Annotated in this window: 12 protein-coding genes; 4 read left to right on the top strand and 8 right to left on the bottom strand. The window is 46.1% G+C overall.

The features are described 5' to 3' along the window. Positions 1-250 precede the first annotated feature (250 nt). Together L1D55_RS10290 and L1D55_RS10285 are read left to right on the top strand one after the other, a co-directional pair. Positions 251-2,830, top strand: a complete 2,580-nt coding sequence (locus L1D55_RS10290) for a TRAP transporter permease (protein WP_239917367.1) — start codon at positions 251-253, stop codon at positions 2,828-2,830. A gap of 104 nt (positions 2,831-2,934) precedes the next feature. Further along, positions 2,935-3,372 (top strand): universal stress protein, encoded by a 438-nt coding sequence (locus L1D55_RS10285; RefSeq protein WP_004740830.1) that lies wholly within the window; start codon positions 2,935-2,937, stop codon positions 3,370-3,372. 84 nt (positions 3,373-3,456) lie between these two features. Here the strand turns inward: L1D55_RS10285 and L1D55_RS10280 are convergent, their stop codons facing one another. Continuing rightward, positions 3,457-4,419 (bottom strand): D-2-hydroxyacid dehydrogenase, encoded by a 963-nt coding sequence (locus tag L1D55_RS10280; RefSeq protein ID WP_239917366.1) that lies wholly within the window; start codon positions 4,417-4,419, stop codon positions 3,457-3,459. 36 nt (positions 4,420-4,455) lie between these two features. Then, positions 4,456-5,190 carry a pseudouridine synthase gene (locus L1D55_RS10275; protein WP_239917365.1) on the bottom strand — a complete coding sequence of 245 codons (735 nt, stop codon included), beginning with the start codon at positions 5,188-5,190 and terminating at the stop codon, positions 4,456-4,458. A 158-nt stretch (positions 5,191-5,348) separates the two neighbouring features. Here L1D55_RS10275 and L1D55_RS10270 point away from each other — a divergent pair, with 158 nt between their 5' ends. Next, complete coding sequence (locus L1D55_RS10270) at positions 5,349-6,620, top strand: divalent metal cation transporter (RefSeq protein ID WP_239917364.1); 1,272 nt, start codon at positions 5,349-5,351, stop codon at positions 6,618-6,620. Positions 6,621-6,708: 88 nt separating this feature from the next. Here L1D55_RS10270 and rapA read toward each other — a convergent pair whose 3' ends face one another. Then, on the bottom strand, positions 6,709-9,618 hold the full coding sequence (gene rapA, locus L1D55_RS10265; protein ID WP_239917363.1) for an RNA polymerase-associated protein RapA: 2,910 nt from the start codon (positions 9,616-9,618) through the stop codon (positions 6,709-6,711). A 465-nt stretch (positions 9,619-10,083) separates the two neighbouring features. On the opposite strand from rapA, the gene L1D55_RS10260 reads away from it, so the two are divergent. Further along, on the top strand, positions 10,084-11,463 hold the full coding sequence (locus L1D55_RS10260; protein ID WP_102424041.1) for a PhoH family protein: 1,380 nt from the start codon (positions 10,084-10,086) through the stop codon (positions 11,461-11,463). Positions 11,464-11,569: 106 nt separating this feature from the next. Here the strand turns inward: L1D55_RS10260 and tldD are convergent, their stop codons facing one another. The 5 genes from tldD to L1D55_RS10235 all read right to left on the bottom strand — a co-directional run bounded on the left by tldD (position 11,570) and on the right by L1D55_RS10235 (position 19,888). Further along, the gene (tldD, locus tag L1D55_RS10255) at positions 11,570-13,015 is read right to left on the bottom strand and encodes a metalloprotease TldD (protein WP_017630734.1); all 1,446 of its coding nucleotides are present in this window, start codon (positions 13,013-13,015) and stop codon (positions 11,570-11,572) included. A gap of 19 nt (positions 13,016-13,034) precedes the next feature. Continuing rightward, on the bottom strand, positions 13,035-13,847 hold the full coding sequence (locus tag L1D55_RS10250) for a carbon-nitrogen hydrolase family protein (RefSeq protein ID WP_239917387.1): 813 nt from the start codon (positions 13,845-13,847) through the stop codon (positions 13,035-13,037). Positions 13,848-13,912: 65 nt separating this feature from the next. Then, positions 13,913-17,785, bottom strand: coding sequence for a YhdP family protein (locus L1D55_RS10245; protein ID WP_239917362.1), 3,873 nt, complete (start codon positions 17,783-17,785; stop codon positions 13,913-13,915). 10 nt (positions 17,786-17,795) lie between these two features. After that, on the bottom strand, positions 17,796-19,265 hold the full coding sequence (rng, locus tag L1D55_RS10240) for a ribonuclease G (protein WP_004740839.1): 1,470 nt from the start codon (positions 19,263-19,265) through the stop codon (positions 17,796-17,798). Positions 19,266-19,285: 20 nt separating this feature from the next. Then, entirely contained in the window at positions 19,286-19,888 is a 603-nt protein-coding gene (locus L1D55_RS10235) for a Maf family protein (protein ID WP_239917361.1), read from the bottom strand. Positions 19,889-19,891 lie beyond the last annotated feature (3 nt).

Below are 19,891 nucleotides of genomic sequence, written 5' to 3'. Positions count from 1 at the left end.
ACTTTAAGCCTACTACATCAATAAGGAGGCTAGCCCTCCTTATTGGCTTTTCACGTTTTATAAAAATAACTTAAGTGAAAAGAGCAAACCTTTAAGTTTCTCCAATTTGGCGAACTTACCTTCGTATCAAGCCTAAGACAAAGACGAACAAAAAACGCATTTCCCTATCCATTCACTACACTAGATAGGAAAGAAATAACGTCTCGTTGTTCGTAAGAAAGGCAGACCATCAATAATAAGGATAAAGTACATGACGCAGACAACATCACCGTCTCCAGATGTGCAAGAAATGGTGGCACAATCAGACACTGGTGCGCGTAGCCCTCGCGGTATCCAAGGCCGTATTTTATGGTTTGTGCCTCTATGTTGGTCACTGTTCCAACTTTGGTATGCATCTCCGCTGCCGTTCATTTTTAACTTCGGAATTTTAAACGATACTGAAGCTCGAGCAATTCACCTTACCTTTGCTATTTTCCTAGCATTTACCGCTTATCCAGCTATGAAGAACTCGCCGCGGGACTATATCCCGGCAGTCGACTGGGTATTAGCGCTTGTTGGTAGCTTTTCAGCTTCTTATATCTACATTTTCTACACCGAACTTGCTGGCCGTTCTGGTGCTCCAACAACGTTTGATATTGTTGCAGCGGTATTCGGTATGGTTCTACTGCTTGAAGCAACACGACGCGCTTTAGGTCCACCTCTTATGGTTGTGGCGGCAGTATTCCTACTTTACACCTTTGGTGGCCCTCACATGCCAGACGTTATTGCCCACAAAGGTGCGAGCCTGAACAAGGCAATGTCGCACCTGTGGCTAACAACTGAGGGTGTATTCGGTGTAGCTCTTGGCGTATCAACGTCATTCGTATTCTTGTTTGTACTGTTTGGTGCAATGCTTGAGCGCGCGGGTGCAGGTGCTTACTTCATCAAGGTCGCATTCTCACTGCTTGGTCACATGAAAGGCGGCCCTGCAAAAGCAGCCGTTGTGGCTTCTGGCTTATCTGGCCTGGTTTCTGGCTCTTCGATTGCTAACGTAGTAACCACTGGTACCTTCACCATTCCACTGATGAAGCGTGTTGGTTTCCCGGGCACAAAAGCAGGCGCGGTAGAAGTTGCGGCCTCAACCAATGGTCAGCTTACGCCGCCTATCATGGGTGCTGCCGCATTCCTGATGGTGGAATATGTGGGTATTTCATATGTAGAAGTTATCAAGGCGGCGCTACTGCCAGCTCTGATCTCTTACGTCGCTCTGATTTACATTGTTCACCTAGAAGCATGTAAAGCAGGTATGACAGGCCTACCTCGTCGTCACACACCAACTATTGTACAAAGCCTACTCTCTTTCACTGGGACCATTTTAGGTCTATGTGTTATCAGTGCCGCGGTATACTACGGTGTGGGTTGGACCAAAGATGTCTTTGGCGATGCGGCAACACCAATCGTAACAGTGGCGCTATTAATCGCTTATGTTGCTCTGGTTCGCGTATCAGCAAAATACGCAGCTGAAGGCGGCATAGAGATCGATGCGGATCTAAAAGAAGTTCCAGAACCAGGTCCAACGATTAAATCAGGTTTACACTTCCTACTGCCTATCGTAGTGCTAGTTTGGTGTCTGACGGTTGAACGTTTCTCACCTGGTTTATCTGCCTTCTGGGCAACAGTGTTCATGATCTTCATCTTGATCACCCAGCGTCCTTTGATGACTCTGATGAACAAATCAGACGATCTTGCAGAGCAAACCAAAGCTGGTTTCGTTGACCTAGCAGAGAGCTTAGTTTCAGGCGCGCGTAACATGATCGGTATCGGTGTGGCGACAGCGGCTGCTGGTACTGTTGTAGGTGTGGTGACGCTAACGGGTATCGGTCTTGTAATGACTGACTTCGTTGAGTTTATCTCAGGCGGTAGCATCATCCTTATGCTGCTATTTACTGCGGTAATCAGCTTGATCCTAGGTATGGGCTTACCAACCACAGCAAACTACATCGTTGTATCAACGCTGATGGCGCCGGTAATCGTTACTCTGGGCGCTGCGCACGGTCTTATTATCCCACTGATTGCGGTGCACTTATTCGTGTTCTACTTCGGTATTCTTGCGGATGATACACCTCCGGTAGGTCTCGCGGCGTTTGCAGCAGCGGCAATTGCGAAATCAGATCCGATTCGTACTGGTATCCAAGGCTTCACCTACGATATCCGTACCGCAATTCTACCTTTCATGTTCATCTTCAATACTCAACTACTACTGATGGGCATTGATTCTTGGTGGCACTTAGCACTGACTATCTTTTCATCTGTGACTGCGGTACTTATCTTCGCAGCTGCAACACAAGGTTGGTGGTTCACGAAGAACAAGTGGTGGGAAACGGTGCTGCTTATTGCATTAACCTTCACTTTCTTCCGCCCTGGCTTCTGGTGGGACATGATTTATCCAGAGAAAGTTCTTTCGCCTGGAGTTGAGATTGCTCAAATCACAGAAAACCTAGATGTGGGACAATCACTTGAACTTAGAGTGGGTGGCGAAAACTTAGAAGGTGACTATTCTGAAAAGACAGTTCGCCTACCGTTTGAAGATTCTGCGACCTCAAGTGAAGATCGTATTGCCTCTATGGGTCTAATGCTGACTGAATCAGAAGGCAAGATGATTGTTGATATGGTCGAGTTCGGTAGCCCAGCAGAAGCGGCTGGTATTGATTTCGATTGGGAAATCAAATCCGTTATCCAAGATGCAGATCGACCAATGAAAGAGTGGGTATTCTTACCAGCTCTGATCATTTTGATTGGTTTAGCGATGAACCAAAGAAGACGTGCTCGTAAGGATGAGATTAGCGCGTAATGGATAAGGCTGAGTAGTGCTTAGCGCTATTTGGCTTTATTACATGGAAAGGATAATTACAGTGCTAAGTAAGAACTTAGCACTGATTAAAAAGAGACGAATACATGTATAAACAAATCCTTGTTCCTGTTGATCTTAATGACAAAGGCTTTTCTGATAAGGCAGTCGAACTGGCGGTATGGCACGCAAAACACAGCAATGCTGAAATCCATATTCTGAACGTACTACCAGGCATTCACATGTCGATGGTGGCGTCTTACTTCCCGAAAGATGCAGCGAACCAAATGAAGCTGGATGTTAAAAATCAGCTGAAAGAGTTCGCCGACAAACACATCGACGATGAAGTGGTTTACAAGGTTCATGTTGCTGAGGGTAAAACCTACGCGACGATTCTTGATTACGCAGAAAAGCTTGGCGCTGACCTTATCGTAATGCCTAGCCATAAGCGTTCGAAAATCGACAAAGTGGTACTTGGCTCGGTTGCAAGCAAAGTAGTACAAAACTCACCAATCAATGTATTGGTGGTTAAACCGCAAGGTTAAGTCATTTAATCGACACATAATCTAAAAAGGTTGGCCTACAAGCCAACCTTTTTTGTTTTCAACTCATGCTATATAGCTTTAGAGTCAATTCACTATGTTTTGCGGGTGACCCGCGACAAAACCATCAATATTATCCATTAAGATATCAGAAAGTTTTTGAATAGAACTGTCGCTGCCCCACGCCACATGCGGTGTGAGTAGCAAGTTCGGCAAGTGGCTGTTAGCCAACAGTGGATTTGAGTTGTCAGCTGGCTCTTGTGTGAACACATCCATACCCGCTCCAGCGATTTGATTGTCCTTCAGAGCTTCAACCAAAGCCCGCTCATCGACTAGACCTCCACGTCCGGCATTAATCAAGACTGCGCTCGATTTCATCATAGTCAGCTCTCGCTCTGAAATCAGATCTTGGGTCGCATCAGTCAAAGGGCAATGTAGGCTGATCGCATCCGCTTGCTGTAATACCGTATCAAAAGGCATATAGCCTTCTCGACAAGAATCCGCCCCCTTCCGCTCAGCAAAAATAACTTTCATACCAATTGCTTTGGCTAATATTGCGGTTGCTTGGCCTAAACTGCCACTGCCCATTAAACCTAATGTACTGCCAGCCACATCTTGAATCGGATGAGTAAAGAAACAGAACTGCTTGTCCTTTTGCCACTCGCCCGCCTCAATGTCTTTATGATAGCCAACAAGGTTTCGTTTAAGTGCAAACAGCATTGCGATGACATGCTCAGGAACCGATTGAGTCGCGTAGCCTTGTACGTTTGTCACTGCAATGTTTTTAGATTTGCAGTATCCCACATCGACATTGTTTACTCCGGTCGCTGAAACCGCGATCAACTTGAGCTTTTTCGCACCAGCTAGATTCGACTCATTGAGCACTACCTTGTTAGTGATCACCACATCAGCTTCTTCAACTCGCTCCGATACTTGCTCAGGAGCCGTGAAATCATACTCCCCCCATTCATGCTCAAAGCTCAGAGGCTTTAGATGAATTTGAGATGGGATGGTCGCTCTATCGAGAAACACAACTTTCAGCGTTGGCATTCTTCTTCCTTGGTTAGATCTACGAATCTGTCCATTCTAAGCTTTTAGCTTACTGTAGTCTGGAAGCTCAGGCGCAATTTCAAAGTGCTGTTCGATTTGTGGGGATGCTTGAGGATAAAAGTCACAGGGAACAAAGGCTTTGAACAACTGATTATTCGCTGGATGATAAAAGCTCAACTCACACGCATGTAAAGCTAATCTATCACTGTACTCAAATGCTTCTAGTGTTGCGTAAAACTCATCGCCTACAATCGGTGCGCCTATTTCCATACAATGCACTCTCAATTGGTGAGAACGCCCGGTAATTGGCAATAACTTAAGTAAAGTCGTTTGGGGTTCTTGCTGTTCTACCACATAACGAGTCTGTGATGGTTTGCCGTCTTCAAAACAGACTTTCTGCTTGGGGCGGTTTGGCCAATCACAGATGAGTGGTAGATCGATCAAACCTTCTTTGTGCTCAACCGCTCCCCATACGCGTGCGTAATACAGTTTGTGCGTCAGGCGATATTGGAACTGCTTCTTCAAGTGACGTTCTGCCTGCTTATGCTTAGCCAACAACATCAAGCCAGAGGTCGACATATCCAAGCGGTGAACCACTTGAATATCAGCGAACTCCTCTACCAAACGACTCCACATACTGTCGTAATGCTCTGGCAACCTGCCCGGTACTGAAAGTAACCCCGCTGGTTTGTTCACCACCAGAATGTCATCATCTTGATAAACAATATCAATCCAAGGTTCGCGTGGTGGTGTGTACTGCTCTAGCGCCATTGAAGCCTCTTATTTACTAGTGAACAAATAATTCACAGTTAATTCGTTTATTAATAAATACAATTTTTAATGTTTTCGTACATAAAAGTTGACGAGTTTACAAAACATGGTATTGATAGGGTAACGGAAAATAACAAGCCAACATCGAAGGAACCATGATGGACAGTACGGTTAAAACAACCACAACAAAAACCTCAGCTCCCCTATCCAGTTTAATTAAGTCTCTTGGCCCAGGTATTATGATGGCCGCTGCTGCAGTCGGCGGTTCACACTTAGTTGCCTCAACCAAAGCCGGAGCCATCTATGGTTGGCAACTGGCAGCTCTAATCATCCTGGTAAACCTTTTCAAGTACCCTTTCTTTCGTGCCGGCATCCAGTACACGCTTGGTACAGGGCAAAGCTTGGTTGAGGGTTATTCAAACCTAGGTCGCCCTTACCTAGTGATCTTTTCGATACTAAGTGCTATTTCAGCCGTCGTAAACACAGCCGCACTACTGCTGTTTAGTGCGAGTTTACTTAGCTACTTCATTCCTTTTGAGTTAGCAACCAGTACGCTTTGTATGATCGTACTCGCGACCTGCTTGATCATCTTATTTGCAGGGCATTACCGTGCTCTGGACACCCTTTCAAAAGCGATCATGGCGATCCTTACGATCACCACTCTAGCTGCTGTCGCCATTGCAATCGGCTCACCTGTTGAACCGGATGCTGCTTTTGTTCCACCATCACCTTGGTCTTTGGCTGCTATTGGCTTTATCGTGGTAACCATGGGTTGGATGCCTGCCCCTATTGAGATTTCAAGCATCACTTCTATGTGGCTAAAAAGCCAAAAAGAGAAACAAGAAGTCACAGCTCAATCTGCCTTGTTCGATTTCAACGTCGGCTACATTGGTACAGCACTGCTTGCGTTAGTGTTTGTCGCTTTGGGTGCTCTCGTACTTCACGGTTCAGGTGTAGAACTGTCTCGCTCTGGTGTGGGCTTTACTCACCAGTTAGTTGGTATTTACGCGTCAACGATTGGCGAATGGTCACGTCCACTAATCGCCATTATCGCTTTCTTCTGCATCTTTGGTAGTACGATTACCGTTATCGACGGCTACTCTCGTGTACTTGCGGAATCACAACGTCTGTTACTCAACAAAGAGTCGAGCCCGCGCATGCTGCAAGGTTGGATCATCATTGTCTCTATCGCCGCACTCGCGATTGTGATGTTCTTCAGCGCAGCATTAATGCCAATGCTCGATTTCGCAATGGTACTTGCTTTCGCAACGACACCATTCTTCGCTCTGCTTAACTTCATCTTGGTGAATAAAGCTAAGCTTCCAGAAGCGTTAGCCATTGGTAGCAAACTAAAATGGCTGTCTGTCGCAGGCTTAGTTTACTTATTTGGTTTCTTGGCCGTGTTTGTTTGGTGGAAATGGTTAATGTAATCCACCAATCACTACCATCTACAAACTCGAGATAAAAATAAGGCCTTCATGATGAAGGCCTTATTTGTTGTTCACGGACTAGCTAATATTAATTGTGAGAAACCACAATCAAGCGTAGCGAGTCTAGTTGAACCTGAGCTTTGCTGATGTAGCCTGTCAGTTCGTTAATCTGAGCTTCGATAACTTCTAACTCTTCATCACGAATGTTCGGGTTCACCGCTTTCAGAGCTTGTAGACGCTCTAGTTCACCGTTGAGGTTTGTCTGCATATCTCTTTGCGCTTGCTGACGCACTTCTTCAACTTTAGGAAGAACTTGTGCCTCACCCGCTTCGATCAGCTTGTGAATTTCGCCTTGTACCGAGTTAACTAACTTACTTGCTAGGTGACGGTTCACCGGGCTTAGCTGGCGGTTAAAGCTATCAAATTCAACCTGAGCAGATAGGTCGTTACCACGGCCATCCATCATCAAACGAATCGGAGTCTTAGGCAGGAACTGGCTGATACCACTGCGTTTCGGTGCTTGTGCATCCACCAGGTAAACCAATTCAAGCAAGATAGTACCAACCGGCAGCGCTTTGTTCTTAAGTAGTGATACCGCAGAAGTACCCACCCCTTCGCTAAGTAGTAAATCAATACCACCCTGAATCATTGGGTGCTCCCAGCTAATGAAGTTCATGTCTTCACGAGAAAGTGCGGTATCACGGTCGAACGTGATAGTTGCGCCTTCATAAGGTAAGCCTGGGTAGCTTGGTACCATCATGTGCTCAGACGGTGTTACTACTAGCGCATTTTCACCTTTGTCGTCTTGGTTCAAACCAATAGTGTCGAACAAGCTCAACGCAAAAGTAACTAGGTTAGTGTCGCCATCGGTTGATGCGATCTTCTCTGCAATCTCGTGCGCTTTGTCGCCGCCGTTTGAGTGCATCTCTAGTAGGCGATCTCGGCCTTTTTCTAGATCCGCTTTTAGGCTTTGATTTAGCTTGGATGACTCTTCGATCACTTCATCAAGCTGTTCTGTGTTACCAGAAGCTAGCATTTCGATAAGCACGTCTGAGTACTTGTCATAAACCGTGCGACCAGTTGGGCACGTTTCCGCAAAGGCATTCAGACCTTCATCAAACCAACGCGCTAGGATCGCTTGTGATGTGCCTTTCAGATATGGAACATGAATATCAATATCACGCTGTTGACCGATACGATCCAAACGACCAATACGTTGCTCAAGCAAGTCCGGGTTGAACGGTAGATCAAACATCACTAATTGGTTAGCGAACTGGAAATTACGGCCTTCAGAGCCGATTTCACTACAGATAAGCACCTGAGCACCGCCCTCTTCTTGAGCAAAATAAGCCGCTGCTTTATCACGCTCTAGAATTGACATGCCTTCGTGGAATACAGTTGCACGTACACCTTCACGCTCGCGCAGTGCCTGCTCTAGTTGCAGAGCCGTACTTGCACGCGATGCGATCACCAGGATCTTTTCGCTACGCTTGTCTTGGATCTTTTCAATCAGCCAGTTAACACGTGAATCAAACTGCCACCAGCTTGAGTCTTCACCTTCAAACTCTTGGAAGATCTCTTCCGGATAAAGCATCTTCATCGCACGGGCTTCTGGTGCCATCTTGCCACCGATCATACCTGATACACGCATCGACGTGGTGTACTGCGTTGGAATGTCCATCGGCAGTAGGTTTACGTTACGCTTAGGGAAGCCTTTGATAGCGGCACGTGTGTTTCTAAATAGAACACGGCCAGTACCATGGCGATCCATAAGGTTATCAATCAGTTCTTGGCGAGCTAATGCTTGCTCTTCTTCGCTGCTATCGCCTTCGATAACACGGAATAGAGGCTCAACATCTTGCTCAGAAAGCAGTTCTGTAATCTGATTCTTCGCGCTGTCTTCAAGTTTCACGCCTGAGAATAGTGCGGTAACAGCATCAGCAACCGGTGCGTATTGATCTTCTTCTTCGACGAAGGCTTCGTAATCGTAGAAGCGATCAGGGTCCAATAGACGCAGACGTGCAAAGTGACTCTCACGGCCCAGTTGCTCTGGAGTCGCAGTCAGCAAAAGCACACCAGGAGTATTTTCTGCCAAGCCTTCTACCACTTGGTATTCACGGCTTGGTTTGTCTTGGCTCCACTCAAGGTGGTGCGCTTCATCGACAACCAATAGATCCCACTCGCCCTCAAGTGCCTGCTCATAGCGCTTACGGCTCTTACGTAAGAAATCTAACGAACACAGAACGTATTGCTGTGTATCAAATGGGTTATCTGATTCTGCAAAGGCTTCAATACAACGCTCTTCATCAAAGATAGAAAAGTGCAGATTGAAACGACGCATCATCTCAACTAGCCATTGGTGTTGTAGTGTTTCAGGTACCACGATCAGGATGCGTTCCGCACGACCAGACAACACCTGCTGGTGAATGATCATACCCGCTTCGATGGTTTTACCTAGGCCAACTTCATCGGCTAATAAAACACGTGGCGCATGACGGCGACCCACTTCATGAGCGATGTACAACTGGTGAGGGATTAGGCCAGCACGCATACCACACAAGCCACGCATTGGGCTCTTGTGTTGTTGGTACTGATTGCTTAACGCACGGTAACGCAACACAAAATTATCCATACGGTCAATTTGACCTGCGTACAGTTTGTCTTGTGGTTTGTTAAAACGAATCTGATTACTTAAGAAGATTTCACGCAGAGTCACTTCTGATTCCTGGGTATCTTCGCGAGTACCCAGGTAGGTTAGTAGCCCTTTATCTTCGATTACTTCTTCGACAGACAGAGACCAACCTTCTTGGCATTCGATGACATCGCCTACATTAAACGTTACTCGGGTTACGGGAGCATCCGTACGTGCATACACACGGTTTTCTTCTGATGCTGCAAACATTAGTGTCACTGTGCGAGCATCCATTGCTACAACGGTACCTAAACCTAAATCGCTCTCCGTATCGCTTATCCAGCGTTGCCCCAAAGCAAATGTCATGAATCGACTACCTCAATCTTATAGTTGGAATTTGGTCTTTTTAACTGATATTTGAAACAAGAACCTTACCGCTCTTGAACTAAAAATATAGCCAAAAATGCCTAGTTTGCAGCCACTTTTTAAGTGCGCTCTAGATAATAAATATCTCGAGAAAATGGTGCAGAAAAAGGTCGCTAATCTTACTCGATGCTGTGATTTAGGTCACGTCTAAAGGAGATGATTTCATACTTTTTTTCTGTTTTCGCCAATGCAATCAAACTGTCAAAAAAACATGGTTAACCTATTGGTAGTAGATTGCTGCCGTTAGTGAACACGCCATATTCATCCATCACAATATGGCAATATTTCTCTCGTTGAACTTTAGGTGAGCAGTTGACTATCACCAGAATGAGAGACTAACCTTTAAGTGAGCTTAATCTACGTTCAATCGATGCAAAGCAAGCCGTACTTCGGCAAGGAGATGCTATGGGCGAGACCAACCGGAAGCTATTCGTTTTAGACACCAATATCCTACTTCACGAACCCTTCGCTATATTTTCTTTCCAAGAGCACGATGTCGTTATCCCCATGACAGTGCTAGAAGAACTAGACAGAATCAAAGACAGTAAGAGGGACGTTGCAAGAGATGCGAGAATTGCAATTCGAACTCTCGAAGATTTATTCAGGGAAGCCACACCAGACCAAATATCGGAAGGCATCCCTTTTACTAAAGACATTAAGGCCTCAGGCAGTATCTCAATACTCGCCGATTACGAACTTCAAGAAAGCATCAAAGCCTTTGCCGACGACAAGGCAGGCGATAACCGAATCCTCAACGCTGTACTCTATCTTCAAAATAAACGCGCGCCACGTGAAGTGGTTCTCATCACCAAAGACATCAACATGCGTTTACGTGCAAAAGGCGCGGGCGTACGCTTCGTTGAAGATTATCAAACCGACCAACTCATCGATGATATCCAATACCTCACCAAAGGTTTCCAACAACTTGAGGGCGCATTTTGGGATGGTATCGACAATGTGGAAAGTAAAACCCTAGCCGGAAAAACCTTCCATACGCTAGCAAGAGAGCCTTTCGAACCAACCTTCCTCAACCAGTATGTGATTGATGAAGAGAGCGACTTTGCAGCAAGAGTTGAAGAGATTGATACCGAAACCGTCACTCTCAGAGACTTAAGCCGTGAACGCTTGATGAACCGCAGAGCCTGGGACATCACACCCAAGAATATTTATCAGGGAATGGCAATTGATGCGCTACTCGACCCAGATATTGACCTGGTGATCCTAACTGGCGCGGCAGGTAGTGGTAAAACACTGCTCGCGATGGCCGCAGCACTTGAGCAAACCATTGAGCGTAAACAGTTCGATAAGATCATCGTAACCCGAAACACGCCTGACATTGGTGAGTCTATTGGTTTCCTTCCTGGTACTGAGGAAGAGAAGATGCTGCCTTGGTTGGCCGCCGTCACCGATACACTGGAAGCGCTGCACAAAAACGACCACTGCACCGAAGGGTCAATGAAGTACATCTGTGATAAAGCCAACATCCAGTTCAAATCGATCAACTTCATGCGCGGCCGTTCCATCCAAAATGCGTTTGTGCTTCTCGATGAGTGTCAAAACCTGACCGCTTCACAAATCAAAACTATCATCACCCGTTGTGGCGAAGGCACCAAGATTGTCTGCTCAGGCAACCTAGCGCAAATCGACTCTTCCTATCTAACCCCTGTGACTTCCGGTTTAACCTACATGGTTGAGCGTTTTAAAAACTTCGAAGGTAGTGCCAATATCCACCTCAATGGCGTGGTACGTAGCCGACTGGCAGAATTTGCCGAAGAGAACATGTAATCACTTTTTGCTACAACTCAACTTACCTCAAAAACCAAAAAGCGCCTCACAATGGAGGCGCTTTTCAATTCTATCTTTGTGCTAACGTTGCTGCAGCGAGCCTGATTTACTCAGTACCGCCAACCGTTAATGAATCTAGTTTCAATGTTGGTTGACCAACACCCACTGGCACGCTCTGACCAGCCTTACCACATACACCCACACCACGGTCGATACTTAGATCATTACCAACCATAGACACCTGCTGCATCGCTTCGATACCAGAGCCAATCAACGTTGCGCCCTTCACTGGGTGAGTGATCTTACCGTTTTCAATCATATACGCTTCAGAAGCTGAGAACACAAACTTACCAGACGTAATATCAACCTGACCACCGCCGAAGTTTGGTGCGTAGATACCTTTATCTACTGTCGCGATGATCTCTTCTGGTGTGTGCTCACCCGGCAGCATGTAGGTGTTAGTCATACGTGGCATTGGAAGGTGCGCATAAGACTCACGACGACCGTTACCTGTAGGAGCTACACCCATTAGACGAGCATTCAGCTTGTCTTGCATGTAACCTTTTAAGATGCCGTTTTCGATCAACGTGTTGTACTGACCGTTAACACCTTCATCATCGACGTTCAATGAACCACGAAGATCAGTCAATGTACCGTCATCGACAATCGTACACAGGCTTGAAGTCACTTGTTCGCCAACTTTACCAGAGAATACTGAAGACTCTTTACGGTTGAAGTCGCCTTCTAAACCGTGACCTACCGCTTCGTGCAGTAGAACGCCCGGCCAACCAGAACCAAGAACCACAGGCATTGCACCAGCAGGCGCAGCAACGGCTTCAAGGTTAACAAGCGCTTGGCGAATCGCTTCATCCGCAAACTGATAAGCAACTTGAGTGCCTTTGTCATCGCTTAGGAAGAAGTCGTAACCAAAACGGCCACCACCACCAGCACTACCACGCTCACGGCGATCCCCCTTCTGAGCAAGAACACTAATAGATAGACGAACTAGCGGACGAATATCGCCTGCGTAAGTTCCATCCGTCGCAGCAACAAGCATCTGCTCATGTACGCCGCTTAGACTCACTGAAACTTCCGTCACCATAGGTTCTTTAGTACGAATGTAAGCATCCAATGACTTAAGAAGTTCTGTTTTTTGCTGTTTTTCCCAGCTTGCTAGCGGGTTAACTGCATCATAGTAAGTTTGGTTGGAGTTACGCTTGAAGGCTTGCACCTTGCCGTTTTGACCTTGCTTCGCGATACCACGAGCTGCAATTGCGCTCTGCTTAAGGCCATCGAGTTGGATTTGGTCAGAGTAAGCAAAGCCGGTCTTTTCGCCAGATACAGCACGAACACCTACGCCGCAATCGATATTGAAAGAGCCGTCTTTGATAATGCTGTCTTCTAGCACTAAAGATTCGTGCCAGCTTGACTGAAAGTAGATATCAGCATAATCAATTTGGCGGGTAGCAATGCTCGCCAATGTATCTGCGATATTTTGCTCCGTAAGCCCTGTTGGGTTCAGTAGCGCTTCTTCAATTTGATTAATGCTCATAGATGGCTCTTGTCTGTAATTAAAATTGATTGGTAAATCGAGTGTGTTGTGTGATTGGCATATTTTGCCTAATGGATTCACAACTGGATGTGTCTATCTCGACCACCATACTTTTAGGATCTTGGTCTAACTGTGCGACCACTCTTCCCCAGGGATCAACCACCATAGAGTGTCCCCATGTTTCTCTTTGGCAAGGGTGCTTACCACCTTGCCCTACCGCAACAATCCACGATTGTGTTTCGATTGCCCGGCATCTTAACAGTGCTTCCCAGTGCGCCTGACCAGTTACCGCAGTAAACGCCGCTGGTACCACCATGATCTGCGCGCCTTGCTTGCGTAGCTCTGAATACAAGTGAGGAAAGCGCACATCATAACAAATACTTAAACCTAAGTGACCAAAAGACGTTTCCGTTGTCACAACTCGGTCACCAGGAGTGAAAATATCAGACTCTCGATAGCACTTGTGAGCATCAGCGACATCCACATCGAACATGTGTAGCTTGTCGTAGTGAGCCACTAAGCTGCCAAAGTCATCAATTACCAGAGTCGTGGTGGTGACACCTTTCGCTGTGCTTATCGGCATACTGCCCACAATGATCCAAATGCGATGAAGCTTGGCTAACTCAGCCAGTTTCTTCTGCAATGGGCCATCATTCAATGGCTCGGCATACTGGTGATAATCCGCTTTGCTACCGAATACCAATGCATTCTCTGGGCAAACGACCCATTTAGCCCCTAACGCTTTACACTTAGCTACCTCTTTGGCGAGATAATCAAGGTTACAGTCAGGGTCTGGGCCCGAAGTCATTTGAATCAAACCAACACAATCCATGTGCACTGCTTCTCCATTCATTATGATTCAGAAATCACTATTTATCTGTATATTAGGCCTTACTTTTACTCAGCCAACTTCCTTAAGTTTTCTGGAAGTTGGAACTCACCAGAACTACGTGAAAGCTCGCTTACCGTTGGTGAATCCAGCGGACCTTTAACCGAGTAATTAACCTGAGTAAAGACCTCAACAACCGGTGAAATAACCGTAGTTACCGCCAACACATACAACGCTGTTTGAGGCGTTACCGCAAACGCTGTTAGCACTGGAATACCCGAAGTGATATCTGGCGTAAAGTTTACTTCTGCATCTACCTGACGAGTATTGAGGTTCGCGATGCCTTTTATCTTCATCTCACCCGCCACGGCATCCATATTCAGGTCATTGGTCAGGAAGATACCATTTTGCATCTTGCCCGTGCCTGTAATGCTGTTAAATGCCATGCCTTTATCAAACACATCAGAGAAATCGAGCTGCATCTTGCGGATGATCGAATCTAAGCTAAACAAACCAAGTAAGCGAGCTGCCCCGCTCACATCTGAAATAATACCTTTACCGAACTTGGTTTTTACGTCGCCATCCAGAGTATCCATCTTAATACCCCAAGGTGAACCGTCCCAGTCAAGTTGAGCTTCTAGCTCAAATGGTGCTTTTTGAATCCCCGAGGTGATGCCAAAGCGCTCCATCAACTCACTGTTGTTTTCACCTTCCACATCAACTTTCAACGAAGAATGACTCTTGTCACCATTCAATTCCCACCAGCCACTGACATCTGCTTTGTTGCCGCCACTGCGTACCTGAATTTTCTTCCACGCAAGGCGGTTTTCTTCTCTCGCCAGCTCAACATCCACCTTGCCAACTTTATAGCCTTGAAGCCAGAAGTCGTTCAAGGTTAGCTTGAGATTCGGCATCACATCATGAATCTTTCTATCGAATTCAGAGATCAACGGTGCTTCTTGCTCTTTGCGTTGCAGCAATGGCTCTTGCTTTGATTTATCGCTCCATTCTGGAACAAACAGGTGCAGGCGATCCAATGACACAGTTAAATCATAAGGAGGCAGATAATTAATATCCCCTTCTAACTCTTGGCTCGATACTTCCATTTGCCAAGCTTGTTTATTCTTGCGTGCACTAAAATCAACATCATTCCAAGAAATACCACCAAGAATCAGCTCCTTACTTTCAAAAGTCACACGACTTGGAGCTGGAATAGTTGGTGTGTTCATTTGGCTTAGAACAGCAGTTGATGGCTGTACTGGCTCCATGATCACCGAAAGCCAATCATCGGCATTAAACTTATCCGTACGAATCAATGCATGATGACCAACCACAGGGCTAATCTTATAGCCACCTCGACCTAGCACTAGGTTAGTCGCGGTAAGTTCAGGCACATCACCCGTGATATCAATTTCAGCTTGGTACTTAGTATTCGGCAACTGCAAACGTGCAGTAATCGCTTCTTGGTTACCTGATGCTTGTAACCTCGCAGAGCCACTCTCTAATGACTTCTTGGCCAATGGATATGGGTAATCACTTGCGAGATATTTTAGGTCAGACTGCAAATCCAATTGGTAGGTAAAGCCGATATCATTCAATTGAATATCGATCTGACTTTGCCATTGTGCATGACCAGATAGACGACTTAACCACTGCTCACCAATGTAAGGCTCTAAAGGCTTCACATCCCAGTCGCCTAGCACATCGATATCAACAGCGTAGCCTGGGCCATCATTCTGCCCTTTGAAATCAATAGAGATACCTTGTTTAAGCAAGTCTGCGGCTAAACCATTTGCTGTCACCACATCATTATCAAACTCAATCCGACCCGTGGTGTTTTCCAACACCATCGGTGGCGCTTCAATTTCAACATGATTGCCGCTTAGGTCAGCGTAACCCCACGCTCTGGCTTCTTTATCAGAGTCGAATGGGATATTAAGCTGGAATTCGGAAGAGACATCACCGCTCACTTGAAGTGCGGTTAACGCAGCACCCACCGAGTCAACCAGTGGCGAAGCTGTCATGTAATCGCGCACCGCATTACCTGACGCGGTTGCCTTCGCTTCTATCTCAATATGACCGCCTTCACCCAAGTAAGGAATACTGCCTGTGATTCGATCGGCAGTCACATCCATTAATTGTGCAGAGCGAGAATCGAGATGCATCGCATCATTCTCAAACAGTAGATCAAGTTGCAGGTCTGTAATCAGCGGCCACGCAGTATCAAAACTAAACTTAGCATCTTCTAATCCAACCCAAATTTGGAAAATACCATCGTGATTCGCGTATGGGTAATTAGCCAATTCACCATGCCACAACAGTTTTACAGTATCAGCCTTACCCGCTTGAATAGCAGTAGATAGGTAATCAGTCAGGTCTTGCCCAAGTGCTAAGGTCGGTAGATAACGCCATGTTTCGCCGACATTGTAAGCGTCTGCTTCACCATAAAATGATAAGTAAGGGCTCGCACCTTCAGGGAAATCTAAGCGAAATGCACCCAGCACCTGTAAATCTGGCGTGGCTGCTGTGACTTTATCAGACCAAAGCTTCCAACCGCTCTCATCTTGCTGCCATACAATGTCAACCTGACCTTGCTTGATATTTAAAGGCGCTTGGAAAACATCGCCATACGGGAACACATCATCAATTACATGTAGGCTGGCTTTTGCTTCTGTCATTGAGCCGAACACGCTACCTGAAACTTGGCTAAAGCCAGGCACTAAATCCCACTGCTCAATCGCAAGATCAGAAAAGCTAGCCGAGTAACGTAAGCTATCGATACCAGATTCCATCGATAGACGAATATCAGAGACCGTACCGCCCGGAGACAGCACATTTATCATCTTGGTTGACTCTTCTGAGTCTGGCAGCAGCTTAATCAGCGGAGTAATCGTCGAAATATCGAGCTCAGAAACGTTAAGTTGCCAAGGACCTTGTTGCCATTTAAATGCAACATCGAGCTCAGGCCATGGCGTGTCATCGGTTCTCAAGTTAAGTGAGTGACCATTCACTTGCCAGCCATCATCGATTGGAGACAACTTAAATACGCCTGATTCAAGCATCAAGTCATGCTTGCCATCTTCGTTCCAGGTCAATTCTGAAGGCAGCACTTCGACGTAGGCGCTGACTGGCTTGCTATTACGTAACGTGAGCCAGCTATTTAGGCTCACAGTCCCCGTTTCAATGCCAGACTCCTCCTGCATGTAACGGGTTAACCAAGGTTTTATCGAGATGTTATCTGCACTGACATAAAACTCACCAGTAACATCAGTCAGTGAGCCGCCATCAATAAAGTTAGCGCTTACTGACAAAGAGTTGAGGTTAGCGTCTTTGATGCTCACCACACCTTCTGCGAGGTGGTGTTTACCTGAGTTCTGCCACTTTAAAGTTTCGATATCAAGCTGACGTTCTTCATCAGAGACAGCACGATACAAAATGGTGGAATCTTTTGCGGTGACGTCGACCAAGGTTTTCAGCAACAGGTTATCGAGCTCATTCATCACTCGCTTAGAAGAGCCAGAATCTTTAGGTTTATCTGTCTCGTTTTGCCCAGCAAATAGGTCAATAGATCGGATATCAAGATACATCTGGTTCATAACCAGATCGGCTACAACCGGACGCATCTGAACGAGCGATTGAATCAAGTCGAACTCGACTTCAACACGTTCAACAGAGAAGGTCACATCTTCTGCATTAGGAAGGCTGGCTTTTACACCTTGCAGCGCGATGGAGGGGTGAGTGTTACGCCAAAAACCACCCACGTCTTGAATAGAAAACTCAAAACCAGAATGTTGATTTACCCAAAGCTCAATTTCAGATTGATACTTGTTTAAATTGGGTAAGGCTACACGCAGTGTAGTAACAGCAATGGCTAGCGTTACTAAGAGAGTAACCACTAACCATAAGCATGCACGTAGAATCAGAGTAACGCTTGAGCTCACAAAATTTCCATTACATCATAACAACATCAAACTGCTCTTGTATGTACAGAGGCTCAGCTTGGATTTTAACTTGTTTACCAATAAACACTTCAAGCTCAGCAAGCGCATGAGACTCATCGCCTTCTAGCGCTTCAGCAACCGCTGCAGCAGCATAAACCACAAACTTGTCAGCGTCGTAGGCACGGTTGACACGAGTGATCTCTCGAAGTATCTCATAACAAACGGTTTCAACTGTCTTCACGCTGCCACGACCTTCACAAGCCGGACAACTCGAACACAGAATATGCTCAATGCTTTCACGAGTGCGCTTACGCGTCATCTCTACTAAACCAAGCTGTGTGAAGCCATTAATATTAGTCTTTACGCGATCTTTGTCTAATGCACTCTCTAAAGAAGTTAGTACTCGCTTACGATGGTCTTCAGACAGCATATCGATAAAGTCGATAATGATGATACCACCTAGATTGCGCAAACGTAGCTGACGAGCAATCGCTTGTGTCGCCTCTACATTGGTATTGAAAATCGTCTCTTCTAGGTTACGACGACCAACAAACGCGCCGGTGTTGATATCAACCGTGGTCATTGCTTCCGTTTGGTCGATGATCAGATAACCACCAGACTTGAGCTCAACTTTACGATCCAGAGAGCGCTGAATTTCGTTCTCAGTATCGTACATATCAAAGATAGGCTTATCGCCTTCATACAGCTCAAGCTTATCAGTCAGCTCTGGCACGTATTCAGAAGTAAACTCTTTAAGGTTTTCATACTCAAGGCGAGAATCGACCTGAATCTTGCTCAGTTCCGTTCCCACGAAGTCACGTAAGATACGCTGGCTTAAACACAATTCACCGTACAAACGAGTACGCGCTTTATGCTTGCCACGGCGTTCCAACACCTTGAGCCATAAACGCTTCAAGAATGCCGCATCTTGTGCGAGTTCGTTCGAGTCAGCGCCTTCTGCAGCAGTTCGGATAATAAAGCCACCATGCTCATCACAGTAATGAGAGACGACCTTCTTAAGACGGTTACGCTCAGATTCGCTATCGATACGTTGAGAAACGCCAACGTGACTCGCTCCCGGCATAAATACGAGGTAACGAGACGGCAGAGTGATATCAGTGGTTAGGCGGGCACCCTTGGTACCAAGCGGGTCTTTTACGACTTGAACCACAATGTCTTGCCCTTGACGAACAAGCTCTGAAATATCGCGAACCTGAAATTGCTTCTTTTCATTTTCAGCGACACATTCAGTGTGTGGGACAATATCAGAGGCGTGTAGAAAAGCTGCTTTCTCAAGACCGATATCCACAAACGCAGCCTGCATTCCCGGAAGAACACGACTAACGCGACCTTTATAGATATTTCCTACGATTCCGCGTCGAGCGTCTCGTTCGATATGGATCTCTTGAAGAGTTCCCCCTTCAATCATGGCCACGCGAGTTTCACTCGGGGTCACGTTCAGCAACAATTCAGCACTCATGGTGCACCTCAGATTAGTAATTATAAGAATTCTTGCAGTAGCTGGTCCGTTTCAAATAAAGGTAAGCCGACAACGGCGTAATAACTACCTTCGATTCGGGTGACAAAGCGCCCCCCCAAACCTTGGATCCCATAGCTACCGGCTTTATCGCATGGCTCCCCTGTTTGCCAGTATTGTTCTATTTCTTTTTCACTGAGGGGTTTAAACCATACGTCGGTAATAACGATTTCTGTTTTTTGTTTTTCTTTTGAAACCACTGAAACAGCCGTCATCACTTGATGTCGTCCATTCGCTAACTGAGTCAGCATACGCTTGGAGTCAGAAAAATCAGCGGGTTTTTCGAGCACTTGCCCTTGGCTAACAACAACCGTATCAGAACCAAGCACTACAGTATCAGAACCAGAAGCGACATTCTGCTTTTCAGAAGGATTCGTAGTTAATAAAGACAGCGCAGCTAGAGCTTTATCTAAAGATAGTCGCTTAACGTACTCTTCGGCGGTTTCTTGAGCGTGTTTACACTCTTCAACATCGGTCACTAAGACAGAAAACTCATAACCGAGTTGAGATAGTAATTCTTTACGACGCGGCGAACCGGATGCCAAAACTAAATGTTTCTTTTCCATCGT

Origin of the sequence: Vibrio sp. Isolate22 (genome assembly GCF_022398115.1) — a bacterium.
In the GTDB taxonomy this organism is placed as follows: domain Bacteria; phylum Pseudomonadota; class Gammaproteobacteria; order Enterobacterales; family Vibrionaceae; genus Vibrio.
Note: the sequence above shows the minus strand (reverse complement) of the source record. Positions and strands in the feature narration are given on the sequence as shown.